28 protein-coding genes and 1 riboswitch are annotated in these 24,463 nt (G+C 66.4%); of the genes, 11 read left to right on the forward strand and 17 right to left on the reverse strand.

Features of this window, described 5'->3' with window-relative positions; all coding sequences use genetic code 11:
* Window positions 1-6: 6 nt before the first annotated feature.
* The 8 genes from OLW90_RS06990 to rplS form a co-directional block, all read right to left on the reverse strand.
* Window positions 7-972: a tyrosine recombinase XerC gene (locus OLW90_RS06990; RefSeq protein WP_319649377.1), complete on the reverse strand. Its 966-nt coding sequence runs from the start codon at window positions 970-972 to the stop codon at window positions 7-9.
* 69 nt (window positions 973-1,041) lie between these two features.
* Window positions 1,042-2,226 (reverse strand): DNA-processing protein DprA, encoded by a 1,185-nt coding sequence (dprA, locus tag OLW90_RS06995; protein WP_319649378.1) that lies wholly within the window; start codon window positions 2,224-2,226, stop codon window positions 1,042-1,044.
* A 5-nt stretch (window positions 2,227-2,231) separates the two neighbouring features.
* Complete coding sequence (locus tag OLW90_RS07000) at window positions 2,232-3,731, reverse strand: YifB family Mg chelatase-like AAA ATPase (protein ID WP_319649379.1); 1,500 nt, start codon at window positions 3,729-3,731, stop codon at window positions 2,232-2,234.
* Between the two features lie 10 nt (window positions 3,732-3,741).
* On the reverse strand, window positions 3,742-4,161 hold the full coding sequence (locus OLW90_RS07005; protein ID WP_319649380.1) for a YraN family protein: 420 nt from the start codon (window positions 4,159-4,161) through the stop codon (window positions 3,742-3,744).
* A gap of 95 nt (window positions 4,162-4,256) precedes the next feature.
* Entirely contained in the window at window positions 4,257-4,562 is a 306-nt protein-coding gene (locus tag OLW90_RS07010; RefSeq protein WP_319649381.1) for a DUF2469 domain-containing protein, read from the reverse strand.
* 71 nt (window positions 4,563-4,633) lie between these two features.
* On the reverse strand, window positions 4,634-5,284 hold the full coding sequence (locus OLW90_RS07015; protein WP_319649382.1) for a ribonuclease HII: 651 nt from the start codon (window positions 5,282-5,284) through the stop codon (window positions 4,634-4,636).
* Window positions 5,285-5,286: 2 nt separating this feature from the next.
* Complete coding sequence (lepB, locus tag OLW90_RS07020; protein ID WP_413464458.1) at window positions 5,287-6,102, reverse strand: signal peptidase I; 816 nt, start codon at window positions 6,100-6,102, stop codon at window positions 5,287-5,289.
* Window positions 6,103-6,273: 171 nt separating this feature from the next.
* Window positions 6,274-6,615, reverse strand: a complete 342-nt coding sequence (gene rplS, locus OLW90_RS07025) for a 50S ribosomal protein L19 (protein ID WP_055121671.1) — start codon at window positions 6,613-6,615, stop codon at window positions 6,274-6,276.
* Between the two features lie 192 nt (window positions 6,616-6,807).
* Window positions 6,808-6,920: riboswitch (TPP riboswitch) on the forward strand.
* Here rplS and OLW90_RS07030 point away from each other — a divergent pair.
* From OLW90_RS07030 to OLW90_RS07055, 6 genes are all read left to right on the forward strand, one after another.
* Window positions 6,915-7,559, forward strand: a complete 645-nt coding sequence (locus OLW90_RS07030; RefSeq protein ID WP_319651848.1) for a thiamine phosphate synthase — start codon at window positions 6,915-6,917, stop codon at window positions 7,557-7,559. It overlaps the preceding riboswitch by 6 nt.
* Window positions 7,556-8,686 carry a glycine oxidase ThiO gene (gene thiO / locus OLW90_RS07035; RefSeq protein ID WP_319649383.1) on the forward strand — a complete coding sequence of 377 codons (1,131 nt, stop codon included), beginning with the start codon at window positions 7,556-7,558 and terminating at the stop codon, window positions 8,684-8,686. Before OLW90_RS07030 ends, thiO begins: the two co-directional genes overlap by 4 nt.
* Window positions 8,686-8,880, forward strand: coding sequence for a sulfur carrier protein ThiS (gene thiS / locus OLW90_RS07040; protein ID WP_319649384.1), 195 nt, complete (start codon window positions 8,686-8,688; stop codon window positions 8,878-8,880). The genes thiO and thiS overlap by 1 nt, the downstream gene beginning before the upstream one ends.
* A 2-nt stretch (window positions 8,881-8,882) precedes the next feature.
* On the forward strand, window positions 8,883-9,668 hold the full coding sequence (locus OLW90_RS07045) for a thiazole synthase (protein WP_319649385.1): 786 nt from the start codon (window positions 8,883-8,885) through the stop codon (window positions 9,666-9,668).
* A 6-nt stretch (window positions 9,669-9,674) separates the two neighbouring features.
* Complete coding sequence (locus tag OLW90_RS07050) at window positions 9,675-10,784, forward strand: ThiF family adenylyltransferase (protein ID WP_319649386.1); 1,110 nt, start codon at window positions 9,675-9,677, stop codon at window positions 10,782-10,784.
* A gap of 41 nt (window positions 10,785-10,825) precedes the next feature.
* Complete coding sequence (locus tag OLW90_RS07055) at window positions 10,826-11,338, forward strand: hypothetical protein (protein WP_319649387.1); 513 nt, start codon at window positions 10,826-10,828, stop codon at window positions 11,336-11,338.
* A gap of 110 nt (window positions 11,339-11,448) precedes the next feature.
* Here OLW90_RS07055 and OLW90_RS07060 read toward each other — a convergent pair whose 3' ends face one another.
* Complete coding sequence (locus OLW90_RS07060) at window positions 11,449-13,776, reverse strand: Tex family protein (protein ID WP_413464528.1); 2,328 nt, start codon at window positions 13,774-13,776, stop codon at window positions 11,449-11,451.
* A 54-nt stretch (window positions 13,777-13,830) separates the two neighbouring features.
* Here OLW90_RS07060 and OLW90_RS07065 point away from each other — a divergent pair, with 54 nt between their 5' ends.
* Both OLW90_RS07065 and OLW90_RS07070 read left to right on the forward strand, forming a co-directional pair.
* Window positions 13,831-14,190, forward strand: a complete 360-nt coding sequence (locus OLW90_RS07065; protein WP_319649389.1) for a GntR family transcriptional regulator — start codon at window positions 13,831-13,833, stop codon at window positions 14,188-14,190.
* Complete coding sequence (locus OLW90_RS07070) at window positions 14,187-15,143, forward strand: hypothetical protein (protein WP_319649390.1); 957 nt, start codon at window positions 14,187-14,189, stop codon at window positions 15,141-15,143. Before OLW90_RS07065 ends, OLW90_RS07070 begins: the two co-directional genes overlap by 4 nt.
* On the opposite strand, the gene OLW90_RS07075 is transcribed toward OLW90_RS07070, so the two are convergent.
* From OLW90_RS07075 to rimM, 3 genes are read right to left on the reverse strand one after another with little or no spacing between them, the layout of a single operon-like run.
* On the reverse strand, window positions 15,079-15,468 hold the full coding sequence (locus OLW90_RS07075; protein WP_319649391.1) for a hypothetical protein: 390 nt from the start codon (window positions 15,466-15,468) through the stop codon (window positions 15,079-15,081). The two genes, OLW90_RS07070 and OLW90_RS07075, sit on opposite strands and share 65 nt — an antisense overlap.
* A complete protein-coding gene (trmD, locus tag OLW90_RS07080; protein WP_319649392.1) occupies window positions 15,461-16,312 on the reverse strand; it encodes a tRNA (guanosine(37)-N1)-methyltransferase TrmD in 852 nt (283 codons plus the stop codon). The genes OLW90_RS07075 and trmD overlap by 8 nt, the downstream gene beginning before the upstream one ends.
* Window positions 16,312-16,812 (reverse strand): ribosome maturation factor RimM, encoded by a 501-nt coding sequence (rimM, locus tag OLW90_RS07085; RefSeq protein ID WP_319649393.1) that lies wholly within the window; start codon window positions 16,810-16,812, stop codon window positions 16,312-16,314. Before rimM ends, trmD begins: the two co-directional genes overlap by 1 nt.
* 111 nt (window positions 16,813-16,923) lie before the next feature.
* On the opposite strand from rimM, the gene deoD reads away from it, so the two are divergent.
* Window positions 16,924-17,640 carry a purine-nucleoside phosphorylase gene (gene deoD / locus OLW90_RS07090; protein ID WP_319649394.1) on the forward strand — a complete coding sequence of 239 codons (717 nt, stop codon included), beginning with the start codon at window positions 16,924-16,926 and terminating at the stop codon, window positions 17,638-17,640.
* 71 nt (window positions 17,641-17,711) lie between these two features.
* Here the strand turns inward: deoD and OLW90_RS07095 are convergent, their stop codons facing one another.
* Genes OLW90_RS07095 through OLW90_RS07105 form a run of 3 tightly spaced genes read right to left on the reverse strand, consistent with a single transcriptional unit; the run spans window position 17,712 to window position 21,496 of the window.
* Entirely contained in the window at window positions 17,712-19,544 is a 1,833-nt protein-coding gene (locus OLW90_RS07095; RefSeq protein ID WP_319649395.1) for a phospho-sugar mutase, read from the reverse strand.
* Entirely contained in the window at window positions 19,545-20,186 is a 642-nt protein-coding gene (gene deoC, locus OLW90_RS07100; RefSeq protein WP_319649396.1) for a deoxyribose-phosphate aldolase, read from the reverse strand.
* Between the two features lie 20 nt (window positions 20,187-20,206).
* A complete protein-coding gene (locus tag OLW90_RS07105; protein ID WP_319649397.1) occupies window positions 20,207-21,496 on the reverse strand; it encodes a thymidine phosphorylase in 1,290 nt (429 codons plus the stop codon).
* A 193-nt stretch (window positions 21,497-21,689) separates the two neighbouring features.
* Here OLW90_RS07105 and OLW90_RS07110 point away from each other — a divergent pair, with 193 nt between their 5' ends.
* Both OLW90_RS07110 and OLW90_RS07115 read left to right on the forward strand, forming a co-directional pair.
* Entirely contained in the window at window positions 21,690-22,157 is a 468-nt protein-coding gene (locus OLW90_RS07110) for a cytidine deaminase (RefSeq protein ID WP_319649398.1), read from the forward strand.
* A gap of 3 nt (window positions 22,158-22,160) precedes the next feature.
* The gene (locus OLW90_RS07115; RefSeq protein WP_319649399.1) at window positions 22,161-23,378 is read left to right on the forward strand and encodes a NupC/NupG family nucleoside CNT transporter; all 1,218 of its coding nucleotides are present in this window, start codon (window positions 22,161-22,163) and stop codon (window positions 23,376-23,378) included.
* Window positions 23,379-23,421: 43 nt separating this feature from the next.
* On the opposite strand, the gene OLW90_RS07120 is transcribed toward OLW90_RS07115, so the two are convergent.
* Complete coding sequence (locus OLW90_RS07120; protein WP_319649401.1) at window positions 23,422-23,721, reverse strand: hypothetical protein; 300 nt, start codon at window positions 23,719-23,721, stop codon at window positions 23,422-23,424.
* Between the two features lie 23 nt (window positions 23,722-23,744).
* Complete coding sequence (locus OLW90_RS07125) at window positions 23,745-24,437, reverse strand: hypothetical protein (protein WP_319649402.1); 693 nt, start codon at window positions 24,435-24,437, stop codon at window positions 23,745-23,747.
* Between the last annotated feature and the right edge of the window lie 26 nt (window positions 24,438-24,463).

The raw sequence follows: 24,463 nt of genomic DNA on the forward strand, positions 1-24,463 counted from the left end.
AGCGGATCACGCACGCGGGTGCGCCTGCTCATACACCCTTTTCAGGCGTTGCGTGCTCACGTGGGTATAAATCTGCGTGGTCTGCATGGAGGAATGTCCCAATAGTTCCTGCACCTCCCTAAGATCCGCCCCGCCCTCTAAGAGATGAGTGGCGGCACTATGCCGCAGACCATGCGGGGTAAGCCCCTCCGCCCCCACTCCCCGGGCGGCCACCTCCACTATCCGGCGCACCTGGCGGGGATTGATCCTTCCGCCCCTGCTGCCCAGGAAGAGCGCCTCGGAATCCTTCCCACCCGCGCCAACCCTGGTATTTTTACGCTCCAACTCCGGGCGCCCCTCCGCCAGCCACCTTTCTAATGCGGCTCGGGCGGGCTGCCCAAAGGGAACCACGCGCTCCTTATTTCCCTTGCCCAACACGCGCACAGTGCCCCCTCGGAGATCAAGCCGGGGCACGTCTAAACCACACAATTCCGATACTCGGATACCCGTGGCATAGAGCAATTCCACCATCGCTCGGTTACGCAGGCCCTCGGGCGTTTCTGGTAACTCGGAAGCGTCCGAGGCGGATTCCCCATGTGCCGCGCCCGAAAGATAATTCCCCTCCACCAGGTCCTGGGCCTGATCGGTGCTCAGCACCCTGGGCAAGGTGCGGTGAATCTTCGGTGTCTTTAACCGCACGGACACGTCTGCTTCCACGTGTCCCTGATCAAAAGCCCAGCGGGAAAAGGCCCGCGCGGCTGCCGTTCGCCGCGCAATGGTGGATCGGCTCATGCCCTTCTCCACGGCGATCCCCAGCCACGTGCGCAAAAGATTGAGGTCTAATTGCGCAAAAGTGGGCGCTAATTCCGCAAGATCTAGGAGGTCGTTGCGATAAGCACGGATAGTTGCCTCCGCTCGGCCCAACACCAAGCGCTGGTATTCGGCAAAGTCCTCCACTGCCTCACGCACCTGAGTCGCCACAGCCTCGCTCATGGGTGCTTATTTTAGGTTCCCTCGGCTTTTCCTTCCATACAACGCCTGCCTCAAAGCCTGCCCGACCCCTCAATCAGTGTTTCCCCCGCCTCCCATCACGCGGCACCACTGATTTCCGGTCAAGGTCACCAGGTTTTTGGTGCTCAACTCCACCAATAGATGAACGGTAAGCGGCAGGGAGAGCCCTGCCTGCCGGGCAATCTCCTGTGTCTCCTCGCCACCAGATACGGGGAGGGCATCAAAAACGCGCAGTTCGTTCCTGCTGAGGGCTTGAATGGAATCGGGCGCATAACTCAACTCGTATTGCTCGGCCACGTCCACGGCCCCCACGGCGCTTAATAGCCCTCGAATATCATCCGCGCTGGTGACCAACTGCGCTCGACCCTCTCTAATGCGCTCGTGGCAGCCCAAAGAACCCACGCCCGTAATCGGGCCCGGCACCGCCATGGCAATCCGCCCCAGGCCCTCCGCCCAGCTCAGCGTGTTCAGGGCCCCAGAGCGCCAGGCCGCCTCCACCACCACGGTTCCTTGGCTTAAGGCCGCCACCAGCCTGTTGCGGGTAAGAAAGCGGTGACGCTGCGGAGGAACCTCCGGCGGATACTCCGTGACCACCGCACCGGTCTGCGCGATGGCGTCGAAAAGCCTGGCGTGCCGGGCTGGATAGGTCCGGTCTATCCCGCAAGCGGCAATCACCACCGTGGCTCCCCCGCAACGCAACGCCGTCTGGTGTGCCTCGGCGTCAATGCCCAGGGCCCCGCCGGAGATCACCGTCCATTTGTGCTGGGCCAGCCCCTGTACCAGGTGGGCCGTGGCCTGCGCGCCATAACGCGATTGTGCCCTGGTGCCCACCACGGCCACGGCCTGCGCGCAGAGGTGGCTGAGGTTCCCACCCCGCACCCACAAGGCATGGGGAGCCACGGCGTCGGATTGGTAGGTGCGCAGGTGGGTGCTTACCCCACTGCGGGCAAAGCCAAAGGCATGATCGAGTTGTTGCTCGGGCCATTCCGGGTGTCCGGGATGAATCAAGCGAGCACCGCGCTCGCGCGCCAAAATGAGATCCTGCTCCGCCCTATCCCAGTCATAGCGCGTGGCGGTCTGGCCCAAAAGATCCCCCACCCACCTCTTGCGCCTGCGTATCCCCTCCGCGATGGCCGGGGCCTCGCGCCCCTGGGCCAAGAGGTCGGTGAGTTCCCGGGAGGGACCCTCCACCACGCGGGAAAGATAGGCAAAGGCCAGTTCCTGCTCAGAAAACATCGTGATTATTCCTTTAACGATCCGTGGAGGTCTATTGCCTCCGAGACTTCCGTTATCCCCGGCTGGGCTCCCCCGGACAGATCGCTAAGCGTCCAGGCCACGGCCAGGGCGCGATCTACCGCGCGCTGGCTCAGCGTTCCCTGAGCCAGGTATGCCTCCAGAAGCAACATGGCCTCCTCCGTGGCCGGAAAATGCCGCCGCAGCACCGGAGGAGGGACCTCGGACGTGCACCGCTCGTCTCTCCCGGCGGCGCGCCACCGCGCGCGGGAACGCTGCCTGGCCTGGGCTACATTTGCCGCTAACTCCGCGCTGCTGCGGGAGGAATCGGTGCGCAGATGCGCACCCACGGCGCTGGTGCGCACGATGATGTCCAGGCGATCGCGCAGCGGGCCGGAAAGGTTATCCAGGTAGGTGGCTCGCTGCCGGGGCAGGCATCGGCACGCCTGGGGATCATTGGCCGCGCACCGGCAGGGATTGGCGGCCAGCACCAGTTGGAATCGTGCGGGAAAAAGATATTCGCGGTGGGCGCGGATCAACCGCACCTGGGCGTTATCCAAGGGGGTACGCAGCCCGTCGAGCACCGCGGCGGGGATCTCGGATACCTCGTCGAGGAAGAGAATCCCGTGATGGGCCAGGGTCACCGCACCCGGGCGGGGTATCCCGCTGCCGCCGCCCAGCAGCCCCGCCCTGCTGATGGAGTGGTGCGGGGCGATAAACGGCGGGTAAGACACCGGCCCGCTAAAGGAGGGCGCGGCCACCGAATGCACCGCCGTGGCCTCTAGCGTTTGGCGTTGCGTCAAGGCCGGAAGAATCGTGGGTAATCTTTGGGCAATCATGGATTTTCCCGAACCGGGCGGCCCGATGAGCATGAAGTGGTGCCCACCGGCGGCGGCCACCTCGGCGGCGCGCACCGCTCGGTGTTGGCCCGCGATCTCGGAAAAGTCACCGAGGTTCTGCGCCGCAGGGCCACCGCTTTCCCGCCGCGCACGCGGTAATTCCCGCTCGCCGCGCGCCCATTCCACCACCGCCATCAGGCTCGGGGCCACCAACACCTCCGTGGCGCCCACCAAGGCGGCCTCCGCCTCATTGCCCGGCGGCACCACCGCGCGCCTAAGCCCCTGGCGCTGCGCTCCTAGTAGCGCGGGTAACGCCCCGGAGACGGGCCGCAGGGTACCATCGAGCGCCACCTCGCCCAGTAAGAGCGTGGAACCAAGGCGTCGGCGCGCCTCCTCCGCCTGCTCTCCCACCATCATCGCGCTGAGAACGGCCAGGGTGATCGAGAGGTCAAAGTGCCCTCCCGATTTAGGTAGGGAGGCCGGGGAAAGGGAGACGATGATCTTGGTGCGCGGCCAGGCCAGGCCGCTGTTCGCTACCGCCGTGCGGATACGGTCGCGCGATTCGCGCACGGAGGCGTCGCCAAGCCCCACCATGTACATTCCCGGCAGACCGGGACCGATATTTGCCTCCACGGTCACGGGGTGGGCCCGCACGCCGTGCAGGGCCATCGTGTGCGTTCTACCCAGGCGGCAGGGACTCAGCAGACCAGCGGGCACCGGAATCCACCCCCTCGTAGCACTGGGCGTCAAAGACCAGGCGCTCGCAGCGCGAATCCCGGTGCCGCCCCACCACGGTGAGCGCGAGGACGTCGAAACGCACCTGCGCCCAGGGCTTATCGCGCAACCACTCGGCGGCGGCACGGCGCATGCGCGATAATTTGCGGCGATCCACCGCCTCTGCAGCACCGAAATCGCGCCCGCTGCGGGTTTTGACCTCCACGAACACCACGGTTCCCCCGGGCTCGCGCGCGATGAGGTCAATCTCCCCCGAGGCGCACCGCACGTTCATGTTCAGTACGCGCGCCCCGCGCTCGCGGTAATACGCCGCGGCGAAGGCCTCCCCCTGCTGGCCCAATGTCATTGCTGTTGTCTTTGCCATGACCGCCAGCCTGCCCCGCCGCACCGGTCCTCACCGCAGGACGCAAAAAGGTGTGTGGATAACCCCGGTTATCCACACACCCTGGACGCTCGGTTTTACTCCGGCACCACCAGGTCTGGCTTATCCAGTTCCTCGATGTTCACGTCCTTGAACGTAATGACCCGCACGTACCGCACGAATCGGGCGGGCCGGTACATGTCCCACACCCAGGCGTCGGACATGCGCACCTCGTAATACACATCCGCGCCGTTGCCGTGCGGAATTAACTCCACGGCATTGGCCAGGTAAAAGCGGCGCTCCGTTTCCACCACGTAGGAGAACTGGCTGACCACATCGCGGTACTCGCGGTAAAGGGACAACTCCGCCTCGGCCTCATAGTTTTCCAGCTCTTCGGCACTCATCGCTCTCCTGTTCCTTCCTCATCTCAACGCTCACCCCTTGTCCCGCAGAAGCACCACGGAACTCGATGCGCTCAGCGCGCGCCCTGGGCGTGGAGCCACTGGGAGTGAGCGGCGCTCACATTGGAGTAAGTGTATCTATGCTCCGGGCTCGCCCCGTGGCGGCGCACCGCGTCCATGTGCGCCTTTGTGCCATATCCCTTGTGCCCCGCAAAGCCATACCCCGGATAGCGCTCGTCCAGTTCCGCCATCATGCGATCCCTGGTGACCTTGGCCAACACGCTCGCCGCCGCAATACACCGGGCGGCGGCGTCCCCGCCGATGATCGGCAGGTGCGGCTGGCGCATGCCGGGAATCTTCACGGCATCGCTGAGCACGTATCCGGGCACGGTATCCAGGGCCACCACCGCGCGGCGCATACCGGAAACATTGGCGTGCTGGATACCGTAGGAATCAATGTCCTGGGCGCTGACCACCACCACGGCCCAGGCAAGCGCGTGGTGCTTGATTAAGGGGAAAAGGCGCTCGCGCGCGGCCGGGGTGAGCTTTTTGGAATCGGTGAGGCGGTCCAACTCCGCGATGGTGCCCGGCGGGAGCACGCAGGCGCCGATGGTCAGGGGCCCGGCGCAAGCGCCGCGCCCGGCCTCGTCCACCCCCGCCACCGGGCCCAGGCCCGCGCGATCCAGCGCCACCTCTAGCGTGCGCAATTGCGTCAGGCGACGCATGATTAGGCGGCTGCCTCCTGCGCGGCGGCGTCATTGTGAATATCCGGGGAATCCACCAGGCCAATGCGGTTCAGGGGCCAGATCCGCGCCACCGTCTTGCCGCGAATATTCTCCACCGGAATGGTGCCCTGGTACTGGTCGCCCATATGGGCGCGGGAATCGCCGGAATTAGTGCGGTTATCGCCCATCACCCACACGTTGCCCTCCGGCACCGTCACGGGGCCAAAGTACGAGCCGCCGCAGGCCTCGGAGCCACCTTCGCGCTCACCGACCGGGAACTGCGGCGGGTCAAGGGTAAAGGTTTGATCAGTGGGCTCGCCGTCCACCATCACGGCCGGATCGCCCTCCTGGCAGGAAACCGTCTGACCTTCGGTGGCGATCACGCGCTTGACCAGGTTGTTCTCATCGGGGGCCACCAGCCCCACGTAGGAACCGAGTTCCTGGAAGCCGCGCACCACGGGGTTATCCGAGCGCGGGGATACGTACTGCTCGTTCCAGGAGGGGGTACCGGCAAAGACCACCACGTCGCCGGGCTTGGGCTCGGAGAAGTAGTAGGAAACCTTCTCTACCGCGATACGATCCCCCGCGCAGCCATCACAGCCATGCAGGGTGGGCTCCATCGAGCCGCTGGGAATCATGTACACGCGCCCCACGAAAGTCTGCACCAAAAAGACGATCAGGAAGGTCACGCCGATAATCAGCGGAATCTCCAAATACCAGGGCAGTTCCTTTTTCTCTTTCTTGGCCTTAGCCTCATCCGAGGTGTTCGCGGAATCCGCAGAATCGGCGGAGAGAGAAGCACGAGAAGAATCAGTCACGGTTTTCGACTTTAGCAGGCGGCACCCGAGGCTTCCCGATGCCCAACCGCGCGGCCCGTGTATCAGCGCCAAGAGTCACCACCGGGGCGTCGATAAGCCCCTACTATGCACGACGCCCCCGCTGCCCAGGAAGAAAACCAGGAGCAGCGGGGGCGCGTGGGCAATAAGAAACTAGCGGCGTTCCTTAATGCGGGCTGCCTTACCGCGCAGGTTGCGCAGGTAGTACAGCTTGGCGCGGCGCACGCGACCACGGCGGGTGACCTCGATGGAGGCGATGTTCGGGGAGTGCACCGGGAAGGTACGCTCCACACCAATACCAAAGGACACCTTGCGCACGGTGAAGGTCTCGCGGATACCGGAACCCTGGCGGCGAATGACCACGCCGGTGAAGAGCTGGGTACGCTCGTTGGAGCCCTCGATCACCTTGACGTTCACGCCGAGGGTGTCACCGGGGCGGAAGTCCGGAATATCATCGCGGAGCTGTGCTGCATCGACCTTGTCGAGAATGTTCATGGAAAAACAATCCTTACATTTCGGGAAAGAGGACCCTGGCGGCGCTTCCCATGACGGGCGCTCGGCCGGTTCATATCCGTGACATATCTTCGCCGCGTGCTCAAAGCAGAGCAAGCAACCCGCTCATTATTCCACTATGCCCCGGCGATCGCCAAACTCACCCGCCGCGCCCCGCCGCCGCGCTACACTGGCCACAGCCTCACGGGAGCCCGCGGCCAAGCGGGCTGAGAACGCGCCTCACTGCCGCGCGGACCGTCGAACCTGCCCGGATCATGCCGGCGAAGGAAGCAAGGAGAATCATGCTGGATCTACGGTGTTACCTGGTCACCGGCCCGGGGGATGCCGCGTGGGTGGCCACCGCTGCCGCGCGCGGCGGGGCCGGGGTGGTGCAGGTGCGCAGCAAGCCCATCAATCCCCGCGACCTCCTGGATCTGGCCACCGAGGTGGCTCGCGCCGTGGCCCAGGCCAACCCCGCCACCAGGGTGCTCATCGACGACCGCGTGGACATCGCCGCCGCGCTCATGCACCGGGGCGAACACGTCCACGGGGTGCACCTGGGCCAGGAGGACCTGCCCGTGCGGGACGCCCGCGCGATCCTCGGCCCCCGGGCCATCATCGGGCTGACCACCGGCACCCTGCCCCTGGTGGAGGCGGCCAACGAGGTAGCCGAGGTCATTGATTACATCGGCGCCGGGCCGTATCGCCCCACCCCCACCAAGGATTCCGGCCGCCCGCCCCTGGGCGTGGCGGGATACGAGCCGCTGGTGCGCGCCTCCCGGGTGCCCGTGGTGGCCATCGGGGATGTCACCGCCGCCGATGCCCCGGCCCTGGCCGCCACGGGGGTGGCCGGGGTGGCGCTGAGCCGGGGCCTCATGCGGGCGGATAATCCCGAGGCCACGGCCCGTGAAGTCGTTGGAGCCTTTCACCCCGGGGCCCGGTCATGAACGCACACCGACCGGAACGGGTGATCGTGGTGGGGGCCGGGATCGTGGGCCTGTGCACCGCCTTTGAGCTCACGGAGATCGCCGGAAAGGATCTCTCCCTCACCGTCATCGACCCCCACCCCGTCGGCGCAGCCTCCCACTACGCCGGGGGCATGCTCGCCCCGGTGGCCGAGGTGCAGTATCGCCAGGAGGCCTTATATCCCCTCATGCTGGAATCTGCCCGGCTGTACCCCAGCCTGATCCGCCGGGTGTCCGCCGCCACCGATCTGCCCACCGGCTACCGCGAGGAGGGAACCCTGGTGGTGGCCGCCGACCGCGCCGACGCGCACCACCTGCGCAATCTCACCGCCCACCAGCAGGCGCACGGCATGGCGGTGAAGCCGCTGACCGTGCGGGAAGCGCGCAAGGTAGAACCCGCGCTCTCCCCCGCCCTGGCCGGGGCGGTGTCCATTCCCGGCGATACCCAGGTGGCCCCGAGGCTGTTCGCGGCGGCGCTCATGGACGCGCTGCGCCGCCGGGGCGTGACGTTCCTGCCTGCCACCGTCACCAGGATGGGTGAGAATGAAGTGCGCACGGATCGCGGGGGCGTCGATACGCGGGGCGCGCGGGTGGTGCTCTCCGCAGGATTGGGGGCCGCCCGCCTCACCGAGGGCTTGGCCCTGCGCCCGGTGTACGGGGATATTCTCATCGCCCGCGCCCCCGGCCTGATAGAGCGGGTGGTGCGGGGTTTCGTGGAGGATCGTCCCGTCTACCTCATTCCCCGGGGCGAGACGGTGGCCATCGGAGCGACCTCGCGGGAGGATCACCGCGCCGGTACTCCGCTGGGCTCGGTGCGCGATCTGCTGCGGGATTCCTGCCGGATCGTGCCCGCCCTGGAGGAGGCCGATCTGTTGGAATGGGGCACGGGCGCGCGCCCCGGCACCCCGGACGATCTGCCGTACCTGGGGCGGGTGGGTAATACCGTGATCTCCACCGGCTATTTCCGCCACGGAATCCTGCTGGCTGCCCTCGGCGGGCTGGCGGGCGCGCGCCTGGCGCTGGGCGAGTCCCCCGGCTTTGACCTCGGCGCCTGCGATCCACGGCGGCACCGCGCGCACCATCACTCGCAACCACACAAGGAGCAATAATGCAGTACACCGTCAATGGCACCGCGCGCACGGGCGAAGCCCTCAGCGTGGCGGAACTAGTAGACGCGGAGGTGGGCTCGCGCGAGGGCGTCGCCGTGGCGATCAACGCCCAGGTGATCCCCGCCTCCCGCTGGGATCAAGCCCTTTCCGAGGGCGATGTGGTGGATATTCTCACCGCCGTGCAGGGAGGCTAGCCGTGCTCACCATCGCGGATCGTTCCTTTGATTCCCGGCTCATCATGGGCACCGGCGGGGCTACCTCGCAAAGCATCATGGAGGAATCGCTGGTGGCCTCCGGCACGCGGCTGACCACCGTGGCCATGCGCCGCCACTCCGCGCGCACCCCCGGCGGCGGGGAATCCATCTTTGACCTGCTGCGCCGCCTGGGCATCGACCCTTTGCCCAATACCGCCGGCTGCCGCACCGCGCGCGACGCGCTGCTCACCGCCCAACTCGCCCGCGAGGCGCTGAGAACCTCCTGGGTCAAGGCGGAGGTCATCGCGGACGAGCACACCCTGCTGCCCGACACCGCGGAGCTTATCGACGCCTGCGAACTCCTCATCGCAGACGGCTTCACGGTGCTGGCCTATACCTCGGACGATCCCGTGACCGCGCAGCGCCTAGAGGACATCGGCGTGGCGGCCGTCATGCCCCTGGGCTCGCCCATCGGCACCGGGCTGGGCATCCTCAACCCACACAACATCGAACTCATCTGCCAGCGCGCCACGGTTCCGGTAATCCTCGACGCCGGGGTGGGCACGGCTTCCGACGCCACCCTGGCGATGGAACTGGGTTGCTCCGGGGTGCTGCTGGCCAGCGCGATCAACCGCTGCCAAGATCCCGTGGGCATGGCGCGCGCCATGCGACTGGCCGTAGAGGCCGGGTACCTGGCGCGGCAATCCGGGCGAATCCCCCAGCGCCGCCACGCCCAGGCCTCCTCCACCTTCGAGGGCCTGGCCGAGTGGGCGGATCAGGTGCTCTAACAAGCCATGAATAAACAGGAACTGCGCCGCGTGGCCCGCCAGCTGGCCCTGCCCGGCTTTGGTATGGAACAACAAGAACGCCTCCACCGCTCCCGCGTGCTGGTCATCGGCGCGGGTGGCCTGGGGTGCCCGCTGCTGCAATCCCTCGCCGGAGCCGGGGTGGGGCGGTTGAGCATTATCGACGACGACGTGGTGGACCTCAGCAATATCCACCGCCAGATCCTCTTTGGGGCCTCCGACGAGGGAAAACCCAAGGTGGAGGTGGCCGCCGCCCGGCTGCGGGAACTGCAATCGGGTATCTCCGTGTCCGCGCTGCGCACGCGCCTTGACGTCCATAACGCCCTTGACCTGGTTCGTGCCGCCGACCTGGTGATCGATGGTTCCGATACCTTTGCCACCAAATACCTCAGCGCCGACGCCGCCGAGGTCACCGGCACTCCCCTGCTCTGGGGAACGGTGCTGCGCTTTGCCGGGCAGGTGGCCCTGTGGCACTCCGGGCCGGGCACCCCGGGAGGCGGCGTGGGGCTGCGCGATCTCTTTCCCACCCAACCCGGCCCCGACTTCACCCCCGACTGCGCCACCGCGGGCGTGCTCGGGGCCACCACGGCGGTGGTGGGCAACCTCATGGCCACCGAGGCCATCAAGTACCTCAGCGGCCTGCACCCCGTGGAACCGGGGCGCATGACCTCCTACAATGCCCTGAACACCACGCTGCGCACCGTGACCGTCTCCGCCGATCCCGCCCGGCCCCGCGCGCGGGAATTACGGGATTCCTACGAGGAGGCCTGCGCCCTGCCCGCCCCTGCGGACAATCACGCACTCCTTGAGGAACTCCGGGCGGGCACCGCCACCGCGCTAGACGTGCGCGAACCACACGAATCCCTGCTGGCCGACCTCCCCGCCCCGATACTCCCCCGGCGGCTGCCGCTGAGCACCCTCGACGATGCCGAGGAGGAGAAGGTTCGCGCCGCCCTGGGCGCGCTGCCCACCCGGCGCGTGGTGGTGTACTGCGCCTCCGGGAGGCGCAGCGCGGAGTTCGTGCGTAACTATTCCGCCCTGGCGCAGAAACTGGGGTATGACCTCCTCAACCTGCCCGGCGGAGTGCCGCGCCCCTGATTGGGGCATAATCGGGGAAAAACTTATCGGGGGTAGGGACAATGCTGGAGCATGGGGAAGCGCTCATCGGCGCGGTTCATAGTTACACGGCGGACTGGAACTGGGATCTGGTCTGGCGCGGGGCACAGGTGGCGGTGTCCGTCCTGGGGTTCATCGCGGTGGTGTGGACGATCCGGTTGAACACCAAGGCGCATATTCAAAAGGTGCTAGCGGATAATCGCGCCGAGTGGTGGCAGCGGTTCATCTGGGCGGTGGATAAAACCCAGGACCCTTCCACATTGCTCCGGGAAATGGGATGGAACGCGCTGGAGGAACTCAGCGGCAGTGCTCTGCTGACGCCCACGGAATTATATTGGGTACGGTCCGGTACCCAGGTGCTCCATCCCCGTCCTGTTCTTTGGTTACCCATCGACGGCCAATGGACGCCCTGCTCCGTGGAAAAGTACGATGGCCATAGCTCTAAGAGAAAGGAACCAGATCATGGTGTATCCGCTGTCACCCAGGTCCGAACTCTCATACGCCCGTATCCAAACAAACATCGCCGATCGCATTGATGTCGAGGTTCCCGACGAGTATTACTACATGGTCGGCCGCACACCCCCGAGGCTCCTGCCGAAACCCCGGAAACTCTGGGGCTTCATTCCGCTACCACGGAAGAAAGCACCTAAGCACCAAACCCGGCGCGCTTAAGGGCCTCGGCCATCGAGCCTCCGGCAGAAGAACCGGCACCGCCACGCTGGCGGCCCCCGCGCCCGCGTTGATTCCGCCCGGGCCGTGCGGGCTTATCGCCGCCGCGCTTGTTATCGCCGCGCCCGTTTTTCCCGCCGTCCTTTTCCCCGCGCGCGGCACCGGGTTCGTCATCGAGCCGCAGGGTGAGCGATATGCGCTTGCGTTCCACGTCCACGTCTAGGACTTTCACGCGCACCACTTCCCCGGAGCGCACCACGTCGCGGGGATTAGAGACGAAGTTCTTGGACATGGCCGAAACATGCACCAGCCCGTCCTGGTGCACTCCGATGTCCACGAAGGCCCCAAAGGCCGCCACGTTGGAAACGGTGCCCTCTAGGATCATGCCGGGTTGAAGATCGGAGACCTTTTCCACGCCCTCCTTGAAGGTGGCGGTGGTGAACTCCGGGCGGGGGTCACGCCCCGGCTTATCTAGTTCCGCAATGATGCCCGTGACGGTGGGGATACCAAAGGTCTCGTCGGCGTAGTCTCCGGGGCGCAGGCCCCCGAGCAGGCGGGAATTACCAATGAGGTCAGCCACCGCGCAGCCCTGGGAGGCGGCGATGCGTTCCACCACGGGATAGGCCTCGGGGTGCACGGCGGAGGCGTCGAGGGGTTCCGTGCCCCCGTTGATGCGCAGGAAGCCCGCGCACTGCTCAAAGGCCTTGGGCCCCAGGCGCGGCACCTTTCCTAGTTCCTTACGGGTGGAAAAGGCCCCGTGCTCGTCGCGGTAGGCCACGATGTTATCCGCCACGGTGGCGGACACCCCGGCCACCCTGGTGAGCAGGGGCGCGGAGGCGGAGTTGAGGTCCACGCCCACGCCATTGACGGCGTCCTCCACCACGCCGTCGAGGGTACGGGCCAGGGCGGTTTGATTGACGTCGTGCTGGTATTGACCCACGCCGATGGCCTTGGGGTCGATCTTGACCAGTTCCGCCAGGGGGTCCTGGAGGCGGCGGGCGATGGAGACCGCGCCGCGCAGAGAGACGTCCATCTGGGGGAACTCCTGGGCGGCGAGTTCCGAGGCCGAGTACACCGAGGCCCCGGACTCGGAGACCACCACGGGGGTGGGGCGCACCCCACCGGCGGTGGCGGCGGCCTCGGCCACCTCGCGGGCAAGTTTTTCCGATTCGCGCGAGGCGGTGCCATTGCCCACCGCGAGCAGTTCCACCCCGTGCTTGGTACACAGGGTAGTAAGTTCCGTTAAGGCCTGGGACCAGCGGTTCTGCGGCTGGTGGGGGTAGACGATGGCGGTATCGAGAACCTTGCCGGTGGCGTCCACCACCGCGCACTTCACGCCGTTGCGGTATCCGGGGTCGAGCCCGAGTACGGCCTTGGGCCCGGCGGGGGCGGCGAGCAGCACGTCGCGCAGGTTGGCGGCAAAGACCTCCAACGCGCCTTGTTCTGCGCGTTCCTTGAGCCGGGTGCGGGCGTCGAGGCCGGAGGATACCTCTAGTTTGGTGCGCCAGCCCCAGTGCACGGCGTCGGCAAGCCAGCGCGAGGCGTGGGTGTCCAGATCGAAGGCGCGGGCGATCATGCCCTCGTAGAGTTCGTCCTCGCCGGCGTCAAGATCGAGGCGCAGCACTCCCTCGGCTTCCCCGCGCAGCAGGGCGAGGATTCGGTGGCTGGGCAGGGCGCGCAAGGGCTCGGAGAACTCGAAGTAATCCTTGTACTTGGCACCCTCGGCCTCCTTGCCCTCGATCACCCCGGAGCGCAGTTCGCCGCGCCGGAATACCTCCTCGCGCACCTCGCCCACGAGGTCGGCATTGAGGGAGAAGCGGTCGATGAGGATGGCCCGCGCGCCGTCGAGCGCGGCCTTGGTATCGGCATAGCCCTCGGTGAGGTACGTCGCGGCGGCCTCCTCCGGATCCAGGGAGGTATCGGAAATCAGGGCGTCGGTCAGCGGTTCCAGCCCTGCCTCGCGGGCCTTGTCCGCCTTGGTCTTGCGGCGCTTTTTAAAGGGCGCGTAGAGGTCCTCCAGGCGGGCCTTGGTGGTGCACTCCGCGATCAGGGCTCGCAGGGTGTCATCGAGTTTGCCCTGTTCCTCGATGGCGGCCAGTACCGTTTCCTTGCGGTCTTGGAGTTCGCGCAGGTAGGTGGCGCGCTCCTCGATGGCGCGCAGGGCGGTGTCGTCGAGGCCTCCGGTGGCCTCCTTGCGGTAGCGCGCGATGAAGGGGACGGTGTTGCCCTCCCCGAGCAGGCGCAGGACGGCCTCGACCTGCTCCTGCCCCGCGCCGATCTCCTGAGCGATGGTGGCTGCGATCATTCGGTTCATTGTAGCGGTAGCCCCCTCGACGCCATTGTGCTAGTTTTACTAGTTGTGCTAGTTCTTATCGATCCCCACGATCCCCAACCCATCTACGAACAAATCGTCACGCAGATCGAGCACCAGATCCGCTCGGGTCAGATCGCCCCCGCTCAGCGCCTCCCCGCCGCCACGGAACTAGCCGCCTCGCTGGAACTCAACCGCAACACCGTGCTTCAGGCCTACCGCCTGCTGCGCGATCGCGGCCTGGTGGAACTGCGCCGGGGCCGTGGCGCCGTGGCCCTGGCTCCACCCAAACCCGCCATCGATCAGGAGGTACAACGCAGCGTTCAAGCGCTTATCGACGTCGCCCAGCGTCACCGCCTCTCCCTCGATGCCGTGACCAAGCTACTTTCCCAAGGAGGTCTGCAATGACTCGCTTTCTACTCAGCACCGCCCTACCCACCGGCCTCATCAGCGCCGCCCTGCTGGGGTGGTCGCTTCTCCTCCTCGGTGAGGCACCCAATCCCCTCGCCGTGCACTTCTCTGGCTCCTCCCCCGATGGCTTCGCCTCCCCGTGGACGCTCTGGTCCTGCTCCCTCGCTCTGGTGATCGTCATTTTGGGGTTCTTCTGCCGGGCCGCCTCGCGTGGGCTGGCCTATGGCGCCGCCGCCCGCGTCCACGCCGCGAGCATGGCCTTTGGCTGCTTCCTCGTCTCCGGGACGGTGCTCACGCTCCTGCGCCTTGAGCCAGGCACTCCCCTCACCGCCGCCCCGATCCTCATTCTCCTGGGCGGCGCCGTGGCCGGAGGAACCCTCATCGCCCTGATCGCCCGGCCCATTTCGCCCCGCGTCGATTCCCCGGTGATACCCGGCGCGCTGGAGATTCCCACCGGCGGGGCCACCGCCTGGATCGGCACCGCCTCCCTGCCCCTGCCGCTGCTCCTGTTACTGGGTCTTGCCGCCGCCACTCTGCTCCTGTGCGGGGTGCTCTTTGAGCCGTGGCTTCTGCCCGCCGGGCTGCTCGTGTTTCTGCTCACCCTGAGCACCGCCGCCTGGCAGGTGCGCGCCGATTCCCGGGGGCTCGCTCTCCGCTCTCTCCTCGGCTGGCCGCGCCTAAACATAGCCATCGACGAGATCGAGCACGCGGAGGTCGCCAATCTCAATCCCGCCGACTGGGGCGGCTGGGGGTGGCGTATCTCCTCGCGCGGGCGCGCCCTCATGCTGCGCGGCGGCACCGGACTGCGGGTGCGCCTGCGCACCGGAAAAGTGATCGAGGTCAGCTGCACGGACACTGAGCACGCCGAGTATGCCGCCGCCGTGCTTAACTCCTACGCTGCGGCTCCCGTGGGTGCTGCCACGCGCACGCCGCAACCCCGCCGGGATTAAGGTGCCCCGCCACGGAGGTGCCATACCAGTACGCGCCCTCCGGCAGACAGGCCACCACGGCGGCGGTGGCCTGGCGCAGGTCAAGTTCGCTGCTCCCGTTGATCACGATGTGGTGCAGCACCTCCGCTATCGGCGGGTGCCCCTCCACCTGGGCGTACTGGGTGGCCAGCATGTTATCCGGCTCGCAGGTCAGATCCACCTCCTGCGCCCATATCCCGGACACCTCATAACCGCGCCGTCCTAATTCCTCCGGCATCTGCTCGGCACACCGCCGCCACTCGGCAGGAAGCAGGAGCGCCTGAAGATCGGTGGCGATCTCACTCACCGGCCCACCCCTGTTCTTGGAGAAAGGCGCGGTCGGCCGCGCTCAACTCCGCAGTGCGAAGAAGCTCCGGGCGCACGCGCAGGGTGCGCAGCAGGGATTGCTCCCTGCGCCACCGATCCACGCGCGCATGATTCCCGGAAAACAGCACCTCCGGTATCTCCAATTCCCGCCACTGCCGGGGCTTGGTATAGCAGGGCCCCTCTAAAAGCCCGTCGGAGAAACTATCCTCCTCGTGGCTGCGCCTATTGCCCAGCACGCCGGGGATCAACCGCACGATCGCCTCCGCGATCACCAGGGCCGCCACCTCCCCGCCGATGAGCACGTAATCCCCGATGGACACCTCGCGCACGCGGTAGCGGCGGGTGGCGTCGATGAGCACCCGCTGGTCAATGCCCTCGTAGCGCCCGCAGGCAAAAACCACGTGCTCCTCGTGCGACCAGGCGCGCGCGTCCGCCTGCGTGAACGGCTTTCCGGCGGGCGTGGGCACGATCAGCAGCGGCAGGTCGCTATCCTCCTCCCGCTCCTCGTAGCGGTGCTCGGCCACGCCCTCCAACTCGTCGTGACGGGCGCGATCCAGGTGCGGCAGCGCGCTTTCCAGGATGGGGGTGGCGGCGGTGCCGGTGGCGACGTCGTCCAGCGCCGGGCCCCACACCTGGGGCTTCATCACCATGCCGGGCCCGCCGCCGGCCGGGGAGGAATCCACGGACTTATGCCCGTCCGTGGCCCAGGCGCGCAGATCGTGCACGCCCACCTCCAGGCGGCCCTGCTCGATGGCCTTGCCCAGTAGCGCGTGGCGCAAGGGGTCGAGGTACTCGGGGAAGATCGTGATGACGTCCAGGCGCATTAGAGTTCCAGCAATCCCTCGGGCGGGGTGATCGTCACGGTACCAGCGCTCAAGTCCACCTCGGGCACGATCGCCTCCACAAAGGGCACCAGCGCCTCCTTGCCCGATTCCAGGGTGACCTCCAAGAGGTTGCGGTGCGGGCCGTGCATGACCCCCGTGACGGTGCCGATCTCCGCGCCGGAGTGCAGCACGCGCAGGCCCTCCAACTCGTGATCATAAAAGCCCTCATCATCGCCGTCCTCGCGGGGCTCGGCAAAAAACTGCATTCCGCGCAGGGAGTCCGCCGCCGTGCGGTCGGGCACCTCCTCAAACATCAGCAGCAGCCGCCCCTTGTGCGGGCGCATGGCTCTGACGGTGAGTTCCCGATCCTTCTTGTTCTGCCTCCCGGTGAGCACCTGCCCCACGGCAAAGCGCTCCTCCGGCTCGTCCGTGGTGGCCTCCACGGACACCTCCCCCCGGATACCGTGGGACTTGATTACCCTTCCGATCATCAGCTCCATGACCTAGCAGTCTAGCCAGAGCGCACAACACAGACCCCAGCGCCCGGGGGACGGTAATCTGTACACGTCTGTTTTTATCCCACTTTCATCCCACTGCTATAAGGAAAACGCATGTCCACCACCTCCACCCCGCACATCCAGCCCCACGGCGCGCCCATCGCGGAAACCGTCCTGCTGCCCGGCGACCCGCTGCGCGCCAAGTTCATCGCGGATACCTACCTCAAGGACGTGGTGCAGTTCAATTCCGTGCGCAACATGCTCGGCTTTACCGGCACCTACCGGGGCCTGGAGGTCTCCGTGATGGGCTCCGGCATGGGAATCCCCTCCATCTCCCTCTACGCGTACGAGTTAATCCACTTCTTTGGCGCCAAGAAACTCATCCGCGTGGGCTCCTGCGGGGCGCTGCAAAAGCACCTGGATACCTACGAGATCATCGTGGCCCAGGGGGCCTGCACGGACTCCCGCTTCCTGGAGCAGTACAAGGTACCCGGCACCTTTGCCCCCATCGCCTCCTGGCGGCTGCTCTCCGCGATCCAGGAGGAGGCCGCCAGAAAGGGGATCACCACGCACGTGGGCAATATCCTTTCCAGCGATACCTTCTACGGCGACGACGACACCGCCGTGGAGCGGTGGTCGCGCATGGGGGTGCTCGGCGTGGAGATGGAATCGGCCGGGCTCTACGCCGTGGCGGCCCGCGCCGGGGTGGAGGCCCTGGGGTTGTTTACCGTCTCCGATAACATCCTCACCGGGGCCTCCACCACCCCGGAGGAGCGCCAGACCTCCTTTACCGCCATGATGGAACTGGCCCTGCCCCTGGTGGCTCTCTAATCAGACGGCGCTCTGATCGGGCAAGATAAGCGCAGGGCGCCCCCGGTGGGGCGTCCCGGCTCGGTTACGGCTCAGCCCCGGCCGACTCCTGCGATTGCTCCCACCGCTACCTCCAGATCACCGAGGAGCGCCGCCATGCGCTCCTGCGCCTGGGAGCGCTCCTGCGCGATCACCTCCGCGTAGCACTTGAGCTTGGGCTCCGTGCCGGAGGGGCGCAGAATCACCCGATCATCGGCCTTCGTGAATAACACCACCCCGGGAGTGGCGGGCAGGCCCCGGTACCCCGCGCCGAGGTCATGGACGGCGGTGACTTTGGTTCCGTCCAGCGCGTCCGGCGGGGCAGCCAGGAATCGCTCCACCGCCGCTGCGGCCTGCTCCGGGGAATCCATGCGCACCGTGAGCGGCCGGGTGAGGTACACCCCGTAGGCGGCGTCAATACGCTGGCCGTACTCCCGCAGGCTCTCACCCTGGCCAGCGCACCGCGCCGCTAAGAGCGCCACGCGCAGGCAGGCGGCGATGCCATCCTTATCCCGCACCGCCTGGGGATCGGGGCAATAACCAATGGCCTCCTCGTACCCGAACACCAGCCCCGGTACCCGGCCGATCCACTTGAAGCCGGTAAGCGTGGGCGCAAAGCCCAGGCCGTGGCGCTGCGCGATCCGCTCCAGGAGCCGAGAACTCACGATCGAGCAGGCCAGCACCCCCGCAGCACCCTCCCCGGCGGCACCGCTGGCGGCCTCCTCCCCCAGCAGCGCCCCCACGCGATCCCCGCTGAGTTGTTCCCAGCAGGGTTGTTCCCTGCCCGCCTTACCCGCCGCGCTACCCGAGCCGTCTGCCCCCTCCGGGCTATCCGAGCCGTCCGCCCCACAGCCGACATCTACCGGAATGGCCACCGCACACCGATCGGCGTCCGGGTCCAGCGCCAGGATCAACCTCGCGCCCGTGGCCTTGGCGGTAGCGTAGGCGAGGTCGAGGGCACCGGGCTCCTCCGGGTTGGGGAAGTCCACGGTAGGAAAATCCGGGTCGGGCCGCTGCTGCTCCGCCACCGGGGTCACCGCGCTAAACCCGGCCTCGCGCAGCACGCGCACCAGGATCTCCCCGCCCACCCCGTGCAGGGCGGTGACCACGATGGGCAGATCGCAGGCAACGGGGTTGCCGCCGGGCAGCGCACCGCGGAGTACCCGCCGCACGTAGGCCTCCACGATCTCCTCGCCCACCGGCACCGGGTATTCGCTCCGCTCAGCCCCCGCGCTCCCCGCACGTCCCTCATGTTCCTCAATCCCCCGGCGCGGCACCTCGTCGGCGGGTTCGGCGGCCGCGATCGCGGCGGCGATCTCGCTATCGTTCGGGGCGATGAGTTGAACGCCCCGGGCGGCGTCGGCAGATACCGCGCGGCCGCCCAGGTACACCTTGTAACCGTTATCCTGCGGGGGATTGTGCGAGGCGGTGACCATCACTCCCGCCTCGCAATCCAGGTGGCGCACCGCAAAGGCCGTCACGGGGGTGGGGAGTTCACCTGGAAGCAGCAGCACCTCGCACCCGGCGGCGGCCAGCACCTCCGCCGTGGCGCGGTGAAACTCGCGGGAGCCGTGCCGGGCATCGCAGCCCACCACCACGCGCGGGCGCGTTTCCCAGCCCTCGCGCTCCCCGCGCTCGCTCAGCCAGCGGCCCAGGCCCCGGCTCGCTCGAATCACGGTGGCCAGGTTCATGCGGCTCTCCCCCGCGCCCAGCCGCCCGCGCAGCCCGGCGGTGCCAAAGGTCAGCGGCCCGGCAAAGCGCCGCGCTAATTCCGGGTCGCGCCGGGCAATCAGCGCGTCCAGTTCCGCCCTGGTGTGCGGGTCGGGATCGTGATCGCGCCAGCGGCGGGCACGATCAAGCACCTCCTGCTGCAAAGTCGAGGTCACTTAGCCCTCCACCACGTCGCGGCTCGACGAGCAACCCAGCCGGGTGGCTCCGGCCTCGATCATGGCGCGAGCGGTGGCGGTGTCGCGAATACCGCCGGAGGCCTTGACCCCCAGGCGCTCGCCCACCGTCTCACGCATGAGGCGCACGGCGTGCTCGGTGGCCCCGCCCGCCGGGTGGAATCCGGTGGAGGTTTTCACAAAGTCCGCCCCGGCGGCCTCGGCGGCGCGGCAGGACAGCACGATCTGCTCGTCGCTCAGCGCGGCGGCCTCGATGATCACCTTGAGCACCACGCCGGGGGCGGCCTCGCGCACCGCGCGAATATCGCTTTCCACCGCCTGTGCGTCATTATTCTTGGCGGCGGCGATGTTGATCACCATGTCAATCTCCTCGGCACCGTGGGCGGCGGCCAGGGCGGCCTCGGCGGCCTTGATGGAACTGTGGTGCGCCCCGGAGGGGAAGCCGCACACCACCGCCAGGTGCAGGCCCTCGGGGAGGTCGGCGGTCAGCGGCAGGTGCGAGGGGGATACGCACACGGAATAACAGCCCAGGTCGGCGGCCTCGGTGATGAGTTCCGCGATGTCCTGCGCGGTGGCCTCGGGCTTGAGCAGGGTGTGGTCGATCATGCGGGCGATGGTGCTCATGGGGTTTCCTCCTAGTGGTTTTAAGAAATAACGTCGTGTACGAGCGTGCGCGGGGCGGGCGGCCGCTCCCCGATGTGGATACCGGGGGTGATGGATTCCAGCGCGCGTTCCAGGCGCTCCGGGGTATCGGTGTGCAGCGTCGCAATCGGTTGCCCCGGTGCCACCCGTTGCCCGTAATCCACGTGCAATTCTATGCCCGCACCGGCCTGCACCGCGTCCTCCTTGCGCGCCCGTCCCGCGCCCAGTCGCCAGGAACCCACGCCCAGGGCCAGGGCGTCGAGCTTATCGACGAACCCCGTCCCTTCCGCGCGCACCTCGTGCGTGTGCCGCGCGGTGGGCAGCGGGGCGTCAGGGTCGCCGCCCTGGGCGGTGACCATGCGCCGCCAGGTATCCATGGCGCGGCCGCTATCGAGGGCCGATTCCACGTCGGCGTCGGGGACGTCGGCAAGCTCCAGCATGGCGCGCGCTAGGGCGCAGGTGAGTTCGCGCACGTCGGCCGGCCCGCCGCCGCTGAGCACCTCCACGGCCTCGCGCACCTCTAGGGCGTTGCCGATGGTGCGCCCCAGGGGCACCTCCATGTCCGTGAGCAAGGCGCGCGTGGCCACGCCCGCGTCCGCACCGAGGTCCACCATCGTGCGCGCCAACTCCCGCGCGGAGTCCACGTCCCGCATAAAGGCCCCGGAGCCTACCTTGACGTCCAGCACCAGCCCGGAGGTGCCCTCCGCGATCTTCTTGCTCATGATGGAACTGGCGATCAGGGGTATGCAATCCACGGTGGCCGTGACGTCCCGCAGGGCATACAGTTTCCGATCCGCCGGGGCAAGATCACCATTGGCGGCCGCCACCACCGCGCCCACGTCCTCCAGAATCTCCCGCATGCGCCCGGTGCTCATCTCCGGGGACCAGCCGGAGATGGACTCCAACTTATCCAGCGTGCCGCCGGTATGCCCCAGGCCGCGCCCGGAAAGTTGCGGCACCGCCACCCCAAAGCTCGCCACCAGCGGGCCCAGCGGCAGCGTCACCTTATCCCCCACGCCGCCCGTGGAATGCTTATCAACGGTCCTCTTGCTCAAGGTGCGCAGGTCAAGGGTGCTTCCGCTGGCGATCATCGCGCGCGTCCACTGCGCAATCTCGCGGCGATTCATACCCCGCAGGAAGATCGCCATGGCCAGGGCCGCCATCTGCTCCTCGCCCACCACCCCGCGCGTATAGGCGTCTACCACCCAGGCGATCTGAGGTTCCGTCCACTGGCCACCATCGCGCTTGGCGCGGATAATATCCACCACATCAAACTGCTCGGTGCTGCTCATGATCGTGCCTGGCCCCTTCCCGGTGTTTCCTCGCGGCTTCTTTTCTCGCGGTTGCCTACCGTGCCTCGCGCTCATTCGGCGCGGATTAAGTTGGCCGGTTGCCGTATTGAAGTTTATCATCTTTATCAAAACGTAATCCTTGGCTTTTATGGTGACTTTCACCCACCTCCGCACGCGCTGACCAGGAGAAACCATGACCTCCCCGCCCTCCCCCGATACCGCCCGGCGGCTCCTACACGCCGCGCGCGACGCAGCCCGCCGCGCCTGGGTTCCCTACAGCCACTTCCCCGTGGGCACGGCGGTGCTCACCGCCGAGGATCGGGTGATCTCCGGCTGCAACGTAGAAAACGCCGCCTACGGCGAGGCCATCTGCGCCGAGCGCAACGCCGTGACCAGCATGGTCGCCACCACCGAGCGCCCCGAGGGGGCCGCTCCCCCGGCCATTGCCGCCGTGGCTGTGGTGGGCCTGCGCGCCGCGCCCTGCTGGCCCTGCGGGGCCTGCCGCCAGGTGCTGCGCGAGTTCCACTGCCGCTACGTGATCGTGGAGGACGCCTCCGGCGAACCCATCATCGTGGACTTTGAGGAGATCCTGCCCCATTCCTTTGGCCCCGAGGCATTAAGTTCCGCTCCGAAGAATCCCCCGCAGAATCAGGGAGAATAAACAATGGATCGCTTTCAAGGACTCATCGGCATTGCCTGCATCTTTGCTATCATCGTAGCCTTTTCCAGCAGCCGCCGCGATATTAAATGGCGCACCCTGGGCGTGGGCTTTGCCCTCCAGGCGATCTTTGCCCTCCTGGTGCTCAAGTGGGAACCCGGATTCCAGGCCCTCAAGGCCACCGCCAACGGAATATCCAAACTCATCGACTTCACCAACGAGGGCACCAGCTTTGTATTCGGCTCCCTCTTTGACACCGAGGGCAATTCCTTTGTGTTCGCCCTCAACGTGCTGCCCATCATCGTATTCCTGGGCGCGATCATCGGCGGGCTGTACTACCTGCGCGTTTTGCAGTGGTTCGTGGAGATCGTGGGCACCGCACTGAACAAGATCCTGGGCACCTCCAAACTCGAATCCGTGTGGGCCTCCACCGTGATCTTCCTCGGCCAATCCGAGGCACCCCTAGTCATCAAGCCCTGGCTACCCAAACTCACCCGCTCCGAACTCTTCGCCTGCATGGCCGGTGGCTTCGCCTCCGTGGCCGGTTCCACCCTCATCGGCTACTCCCTGCTGGGCGCGCCCCTGGAATACCTGCTGGCCGCCTCCATCATGAACGCCCCCGGCTCCCTCATCGTGGCCAAGGGACTCATGCCGGAGACGGAACAATCCGTGGCCAGCGCCAACGTGCGCGACATTCGGGACACCGAGAACCGCAACCTCATCGACGCCCTGGGGGCCGGGGCGCTCTCCGGCGGGCGCATCGCCGTGACCGTGGCCTGCCTGCTGGTGGCCTTCATCGCGCTCATCGCCATGGCCTCGGCGGCGCTGGGTGGAATCGGGAACCTCTTTGGACAGGAAAACTGGTCCCTCGACGGTCTCTTCGGAATCCTCTTTAGCCCCGTGGCCTGGGCCATCGGCGTGCCCTGGGACGAGGCCTCCCTGGTGGGCAACTTCATCGGGCAAAAGACCATCCTGAACGAGTTTGTGGGCTACACCAGCTTCTCCGAGCACGTGGACACCATGAGCGACAAGGCGATTATGCTCAGCACCTTCGCCCTGGCGGGCTTTGCCAACCTCGCCTCCATCGCCATTCAGATCGGCTCATTCGGGGCGCTCTGCCCGGAGCGGCGTTCCGACGTCGCGGAACTAGGGCTGCGTGCGCTCTTCGCCGGGTTCCTCACCAACATGCTCAACGCGGCGATTGTGGGGGTGGTGGTGTCTTAAAGGAGGGGTGAGCCCTTTGCTCACCCCTCCTTTCTCCGGGAGGCTAATCCTCTAACACATCAATGAAGTAGGCCATCATGGAGTATGTCCGGTCATACGAATCCACCTCCTCGATCACCTCCTCCACATCGACCTCTCCCGGGAGAAACACCTTTTTGATCCCCGGGTCCACCAGCATCATCTTCAGCTTTCCCGTGTCGAATATCGCGTTGATGGACGCGGCGATTTGCTCCCGGGTTGGCTCAAAGGGATCATAGTCAAAGAAACGATATACATCGTACAGGGAGGGCCAGTCCCCGTCCGCTATATATTCTTTTACCCAAGAGTAAAAGTCTTTGCGCATATCCGCTAGCCCTCCATCAACCGCTAAATCAAAGCCGCCTGCACGTAAAACTCCTCCCACGGAGATTCCGTCTCCGCTGGTGTAAGGAGTTCAAAGTTCTCCACCAGCCGCAGGGGCGTGAACTGCTTGCATCTCGCCATGGTAGTGTCTCCCTCCGAGTTCGTCACCCGGCACAGCACATGCGCATCATCGTCCGAAATATCCTGAAAGATCAGATCTGGTTCCTTATCCTGATAGGCATGGGAGCGGATCAGATACTCCGGCCTATAGGGCTGCCAATCACCACCATCCTTGCTACCAATGCTCATGGTGAGGGACATGGGAGTCACCGGGGTAATGGAGGAAAGAACAAGCGACCACACCGCAAACAAGGGCCGGAGGGGTAGACGATCCCCCGTCACCGCCACGGTGAGAAGAAAAGTGGCCCACTCCCTATCCTCCGGGGCCTCGCCCAACATCGCCGGGCGATTGTGATAATCGTGCACCTCCCACAGCGCCGCCGAGCCTACGGGAGCAACGCTTATCTTCCACTCGCACTCCCCGGTGCACGAAAATCCCAGGATTTTCTCGAAATCCCGGAAATCCCGCAGCGGGTCAATATCCTCGTTCAGAACGGTTCCCTGCGGGTAGGAGGCAGCCAACTCCATATTCACCGAAAGACTATCCCCGCCAATCAGCAGGGGTTTCCTTATCCCAAAGTATTCTTCATCGTACATATATCACCGAATAAATATCATAATTG

The organism is Corynebacterium sp. 21KM1197, from assembly GCF_033783015.1.
GTDB lineage: Bacteria > Actinomycetota > Actinomycetes > Mycobacteriales > Mycobacteriaceae > Corynebacterium.

What these genes read in the sequence shown, in the direction of transcription:
- OLW90_RS06990 (WP_319649377.1), bottom strand. Translation starts at nt 972, where the DNA reads ATGAGCGAGGCTGTGGCGACTCAGGTGCGTGAGGCAGTGGAGGACTTT.
- dprA (WP_319649378.1), bottom strand. Translation starts at nt 2,226, where the DNA reads ATGTTTTCTGAGCAGGAACTGGCCTTTGCCTATCTTTCCCGCGTGGTG.
- OLW90_RS07000 (WP_319649379.1), bottom strand. Translation starts at nt 3,731, where the DNA reads ATGGCCCTGCACGGCGTGCGGGCCCACCCCGTGACCGTGGAGGCAAAT.
- OLW90_RS07005 (WP_319649380.1), bottom strand. Translation starts at nt 4,161, where the DNA reads ATGGCAAAGACAACAGCAATGACATTGGGCCAGCAGGGGGAGGCCTTC.
- OLW90_RS07010 (WP_319649381.1), bottom strand. Translation starts at nt 4,562, where the DNA reads ATGAGTGCCGAAGAGCTGGAAAACTATGAGGCCGAGGCGGAGTTGTCC.
- OLW90_RS07015 (WP_319649382.1), bottom strand. Translation starts at nt 5,284, where the DNA reads ATGCGTCGCCTGACGCAATTGCGCACGCTAGAGGTGGCGCTGGATCGC.
- rplS (WP_055121671.1), bottom strand. Translation starts at nt 6,615, where the DNA reads ATGAACATTCTCGACAAGGTCGATGCAGCACAGCTCCGCGATGATATT.
- OLW90_RS07030 (WP_319651848.1), top strand. Translation starts at nt 6,915, where the DNA reads ATGCTGGATCTACGGTGTTACCTGGTCACCGGCCCGGGGGATGCCGCG.
- thiO (WP_319649383.1), top strand. Translation starts at nt 7,556, where the DNA reads ATGAACGCACACCGACCGGAACGGGTGATCGTGGTGGGGGCCGGGATC.
- thiS (WP_319649384.1), top strand. Translation starts at nt 8,686, where the DNA reads ATGCAGTACACCGTCAATGGCACCGCGCGCACGGGCGAAGCCCTCAGC.
- OLW90_RS07050 (WP_319649386.1), top strand. Translation starts at nt 9,675, where the DNA reads ATGAATAAACAGGAACTGCGCCGCGTGGCCCGCCAGCTGGCCCTGCCC.
- OLW90_RS07055 (WP_319649387.1), top strand. Translation starts at nt 10,826, where the DNA reads ATGCTGGAGCATGGGGAAGCGCTCATCGGCGCGGTTCATAGTTACACG.
- OLW90_RS07060 (WP_413464528.1), bottom strand. Translation starts at nt 13,776, where the DNA reads ATGATCGCAGCCACCATCGCTCAGGAGATCGGCGCGGGGCAGGAGCAG.
- OLW90_RS07070 (WP_319649390.1), top strand. Translation starts at nt 14,187, where the DNA reads ATGACTCGCTTTCTACTCAGCACCGCCCTACCCACCGGCCTCATCAGC.
- trmD (WP_319649392.1), bottom strand. Translation starts at nt 16,312, where the DNA reads ATGCGCCTGGACGTCATCACGATCTTCCCCGAGTACCTCGACCCCTTG.
- rimM (WP_319649393.1), bottom strand. Translation starts at nt 16,812, where the DNA reads ATGGAGCTGATGATCGGAAGGGTAATCAAGTCCCACGGTATCCGGGGG.
- deoD (WP_319649394.1), top strand. Translation starts at nt 16,924, where the DNA reads ATGTCCACCACCTCCACCCCGCACATCCAGCCCCACGGCGCGCCCATC.
- deoC (WP_319649396.1), bottom strand. Translation starts at nt 20,186, where the DNA reads ATGAGCACCATCGCCCGCATGATCGACCACACCCTGCTCAAGCCCGAG.
- OLW90_RS07105 (WP_319649397.1), bottom strand. Translation starts at nt 21,496, where the DNA reads ATGAGCAGCACCGAGCAGTTTGATGTGGTGGATATTATCCGCGCCAAG.
- OLW90_RS07110 (WP_319649398.1), top strand. Translation starts at nt 21,690, where the DNA reads ATGACCTCCCCGCCCTCCCCCGATACCGCCCGGCGGCTCCTACACGCC.
- OLW90_RS07115 (WP_319649399.1), top strand. Translation starts at nt 22,161, where the DNA reads ATGGATCGCTTTCAAGGACTCATCGGCATTGCCTGCATCTTTGCTATC.
- OLW90_RS07120 (WP_319649401.1), bottom strand. Translation starts at nt 23,721, where the DNA reads ATGCGCAAAGACTTTTACTCTTGGGTAAAAGAATATATAGCGGACGGG.
- OLW90_RS07125 (WP_319649402.1), bottom strand. Translation starts at nt 24,437, where the DNA reads ATGTACGATGAAGAATACTTTGGGATAAGGAAACCCCTGCTGATTGGC.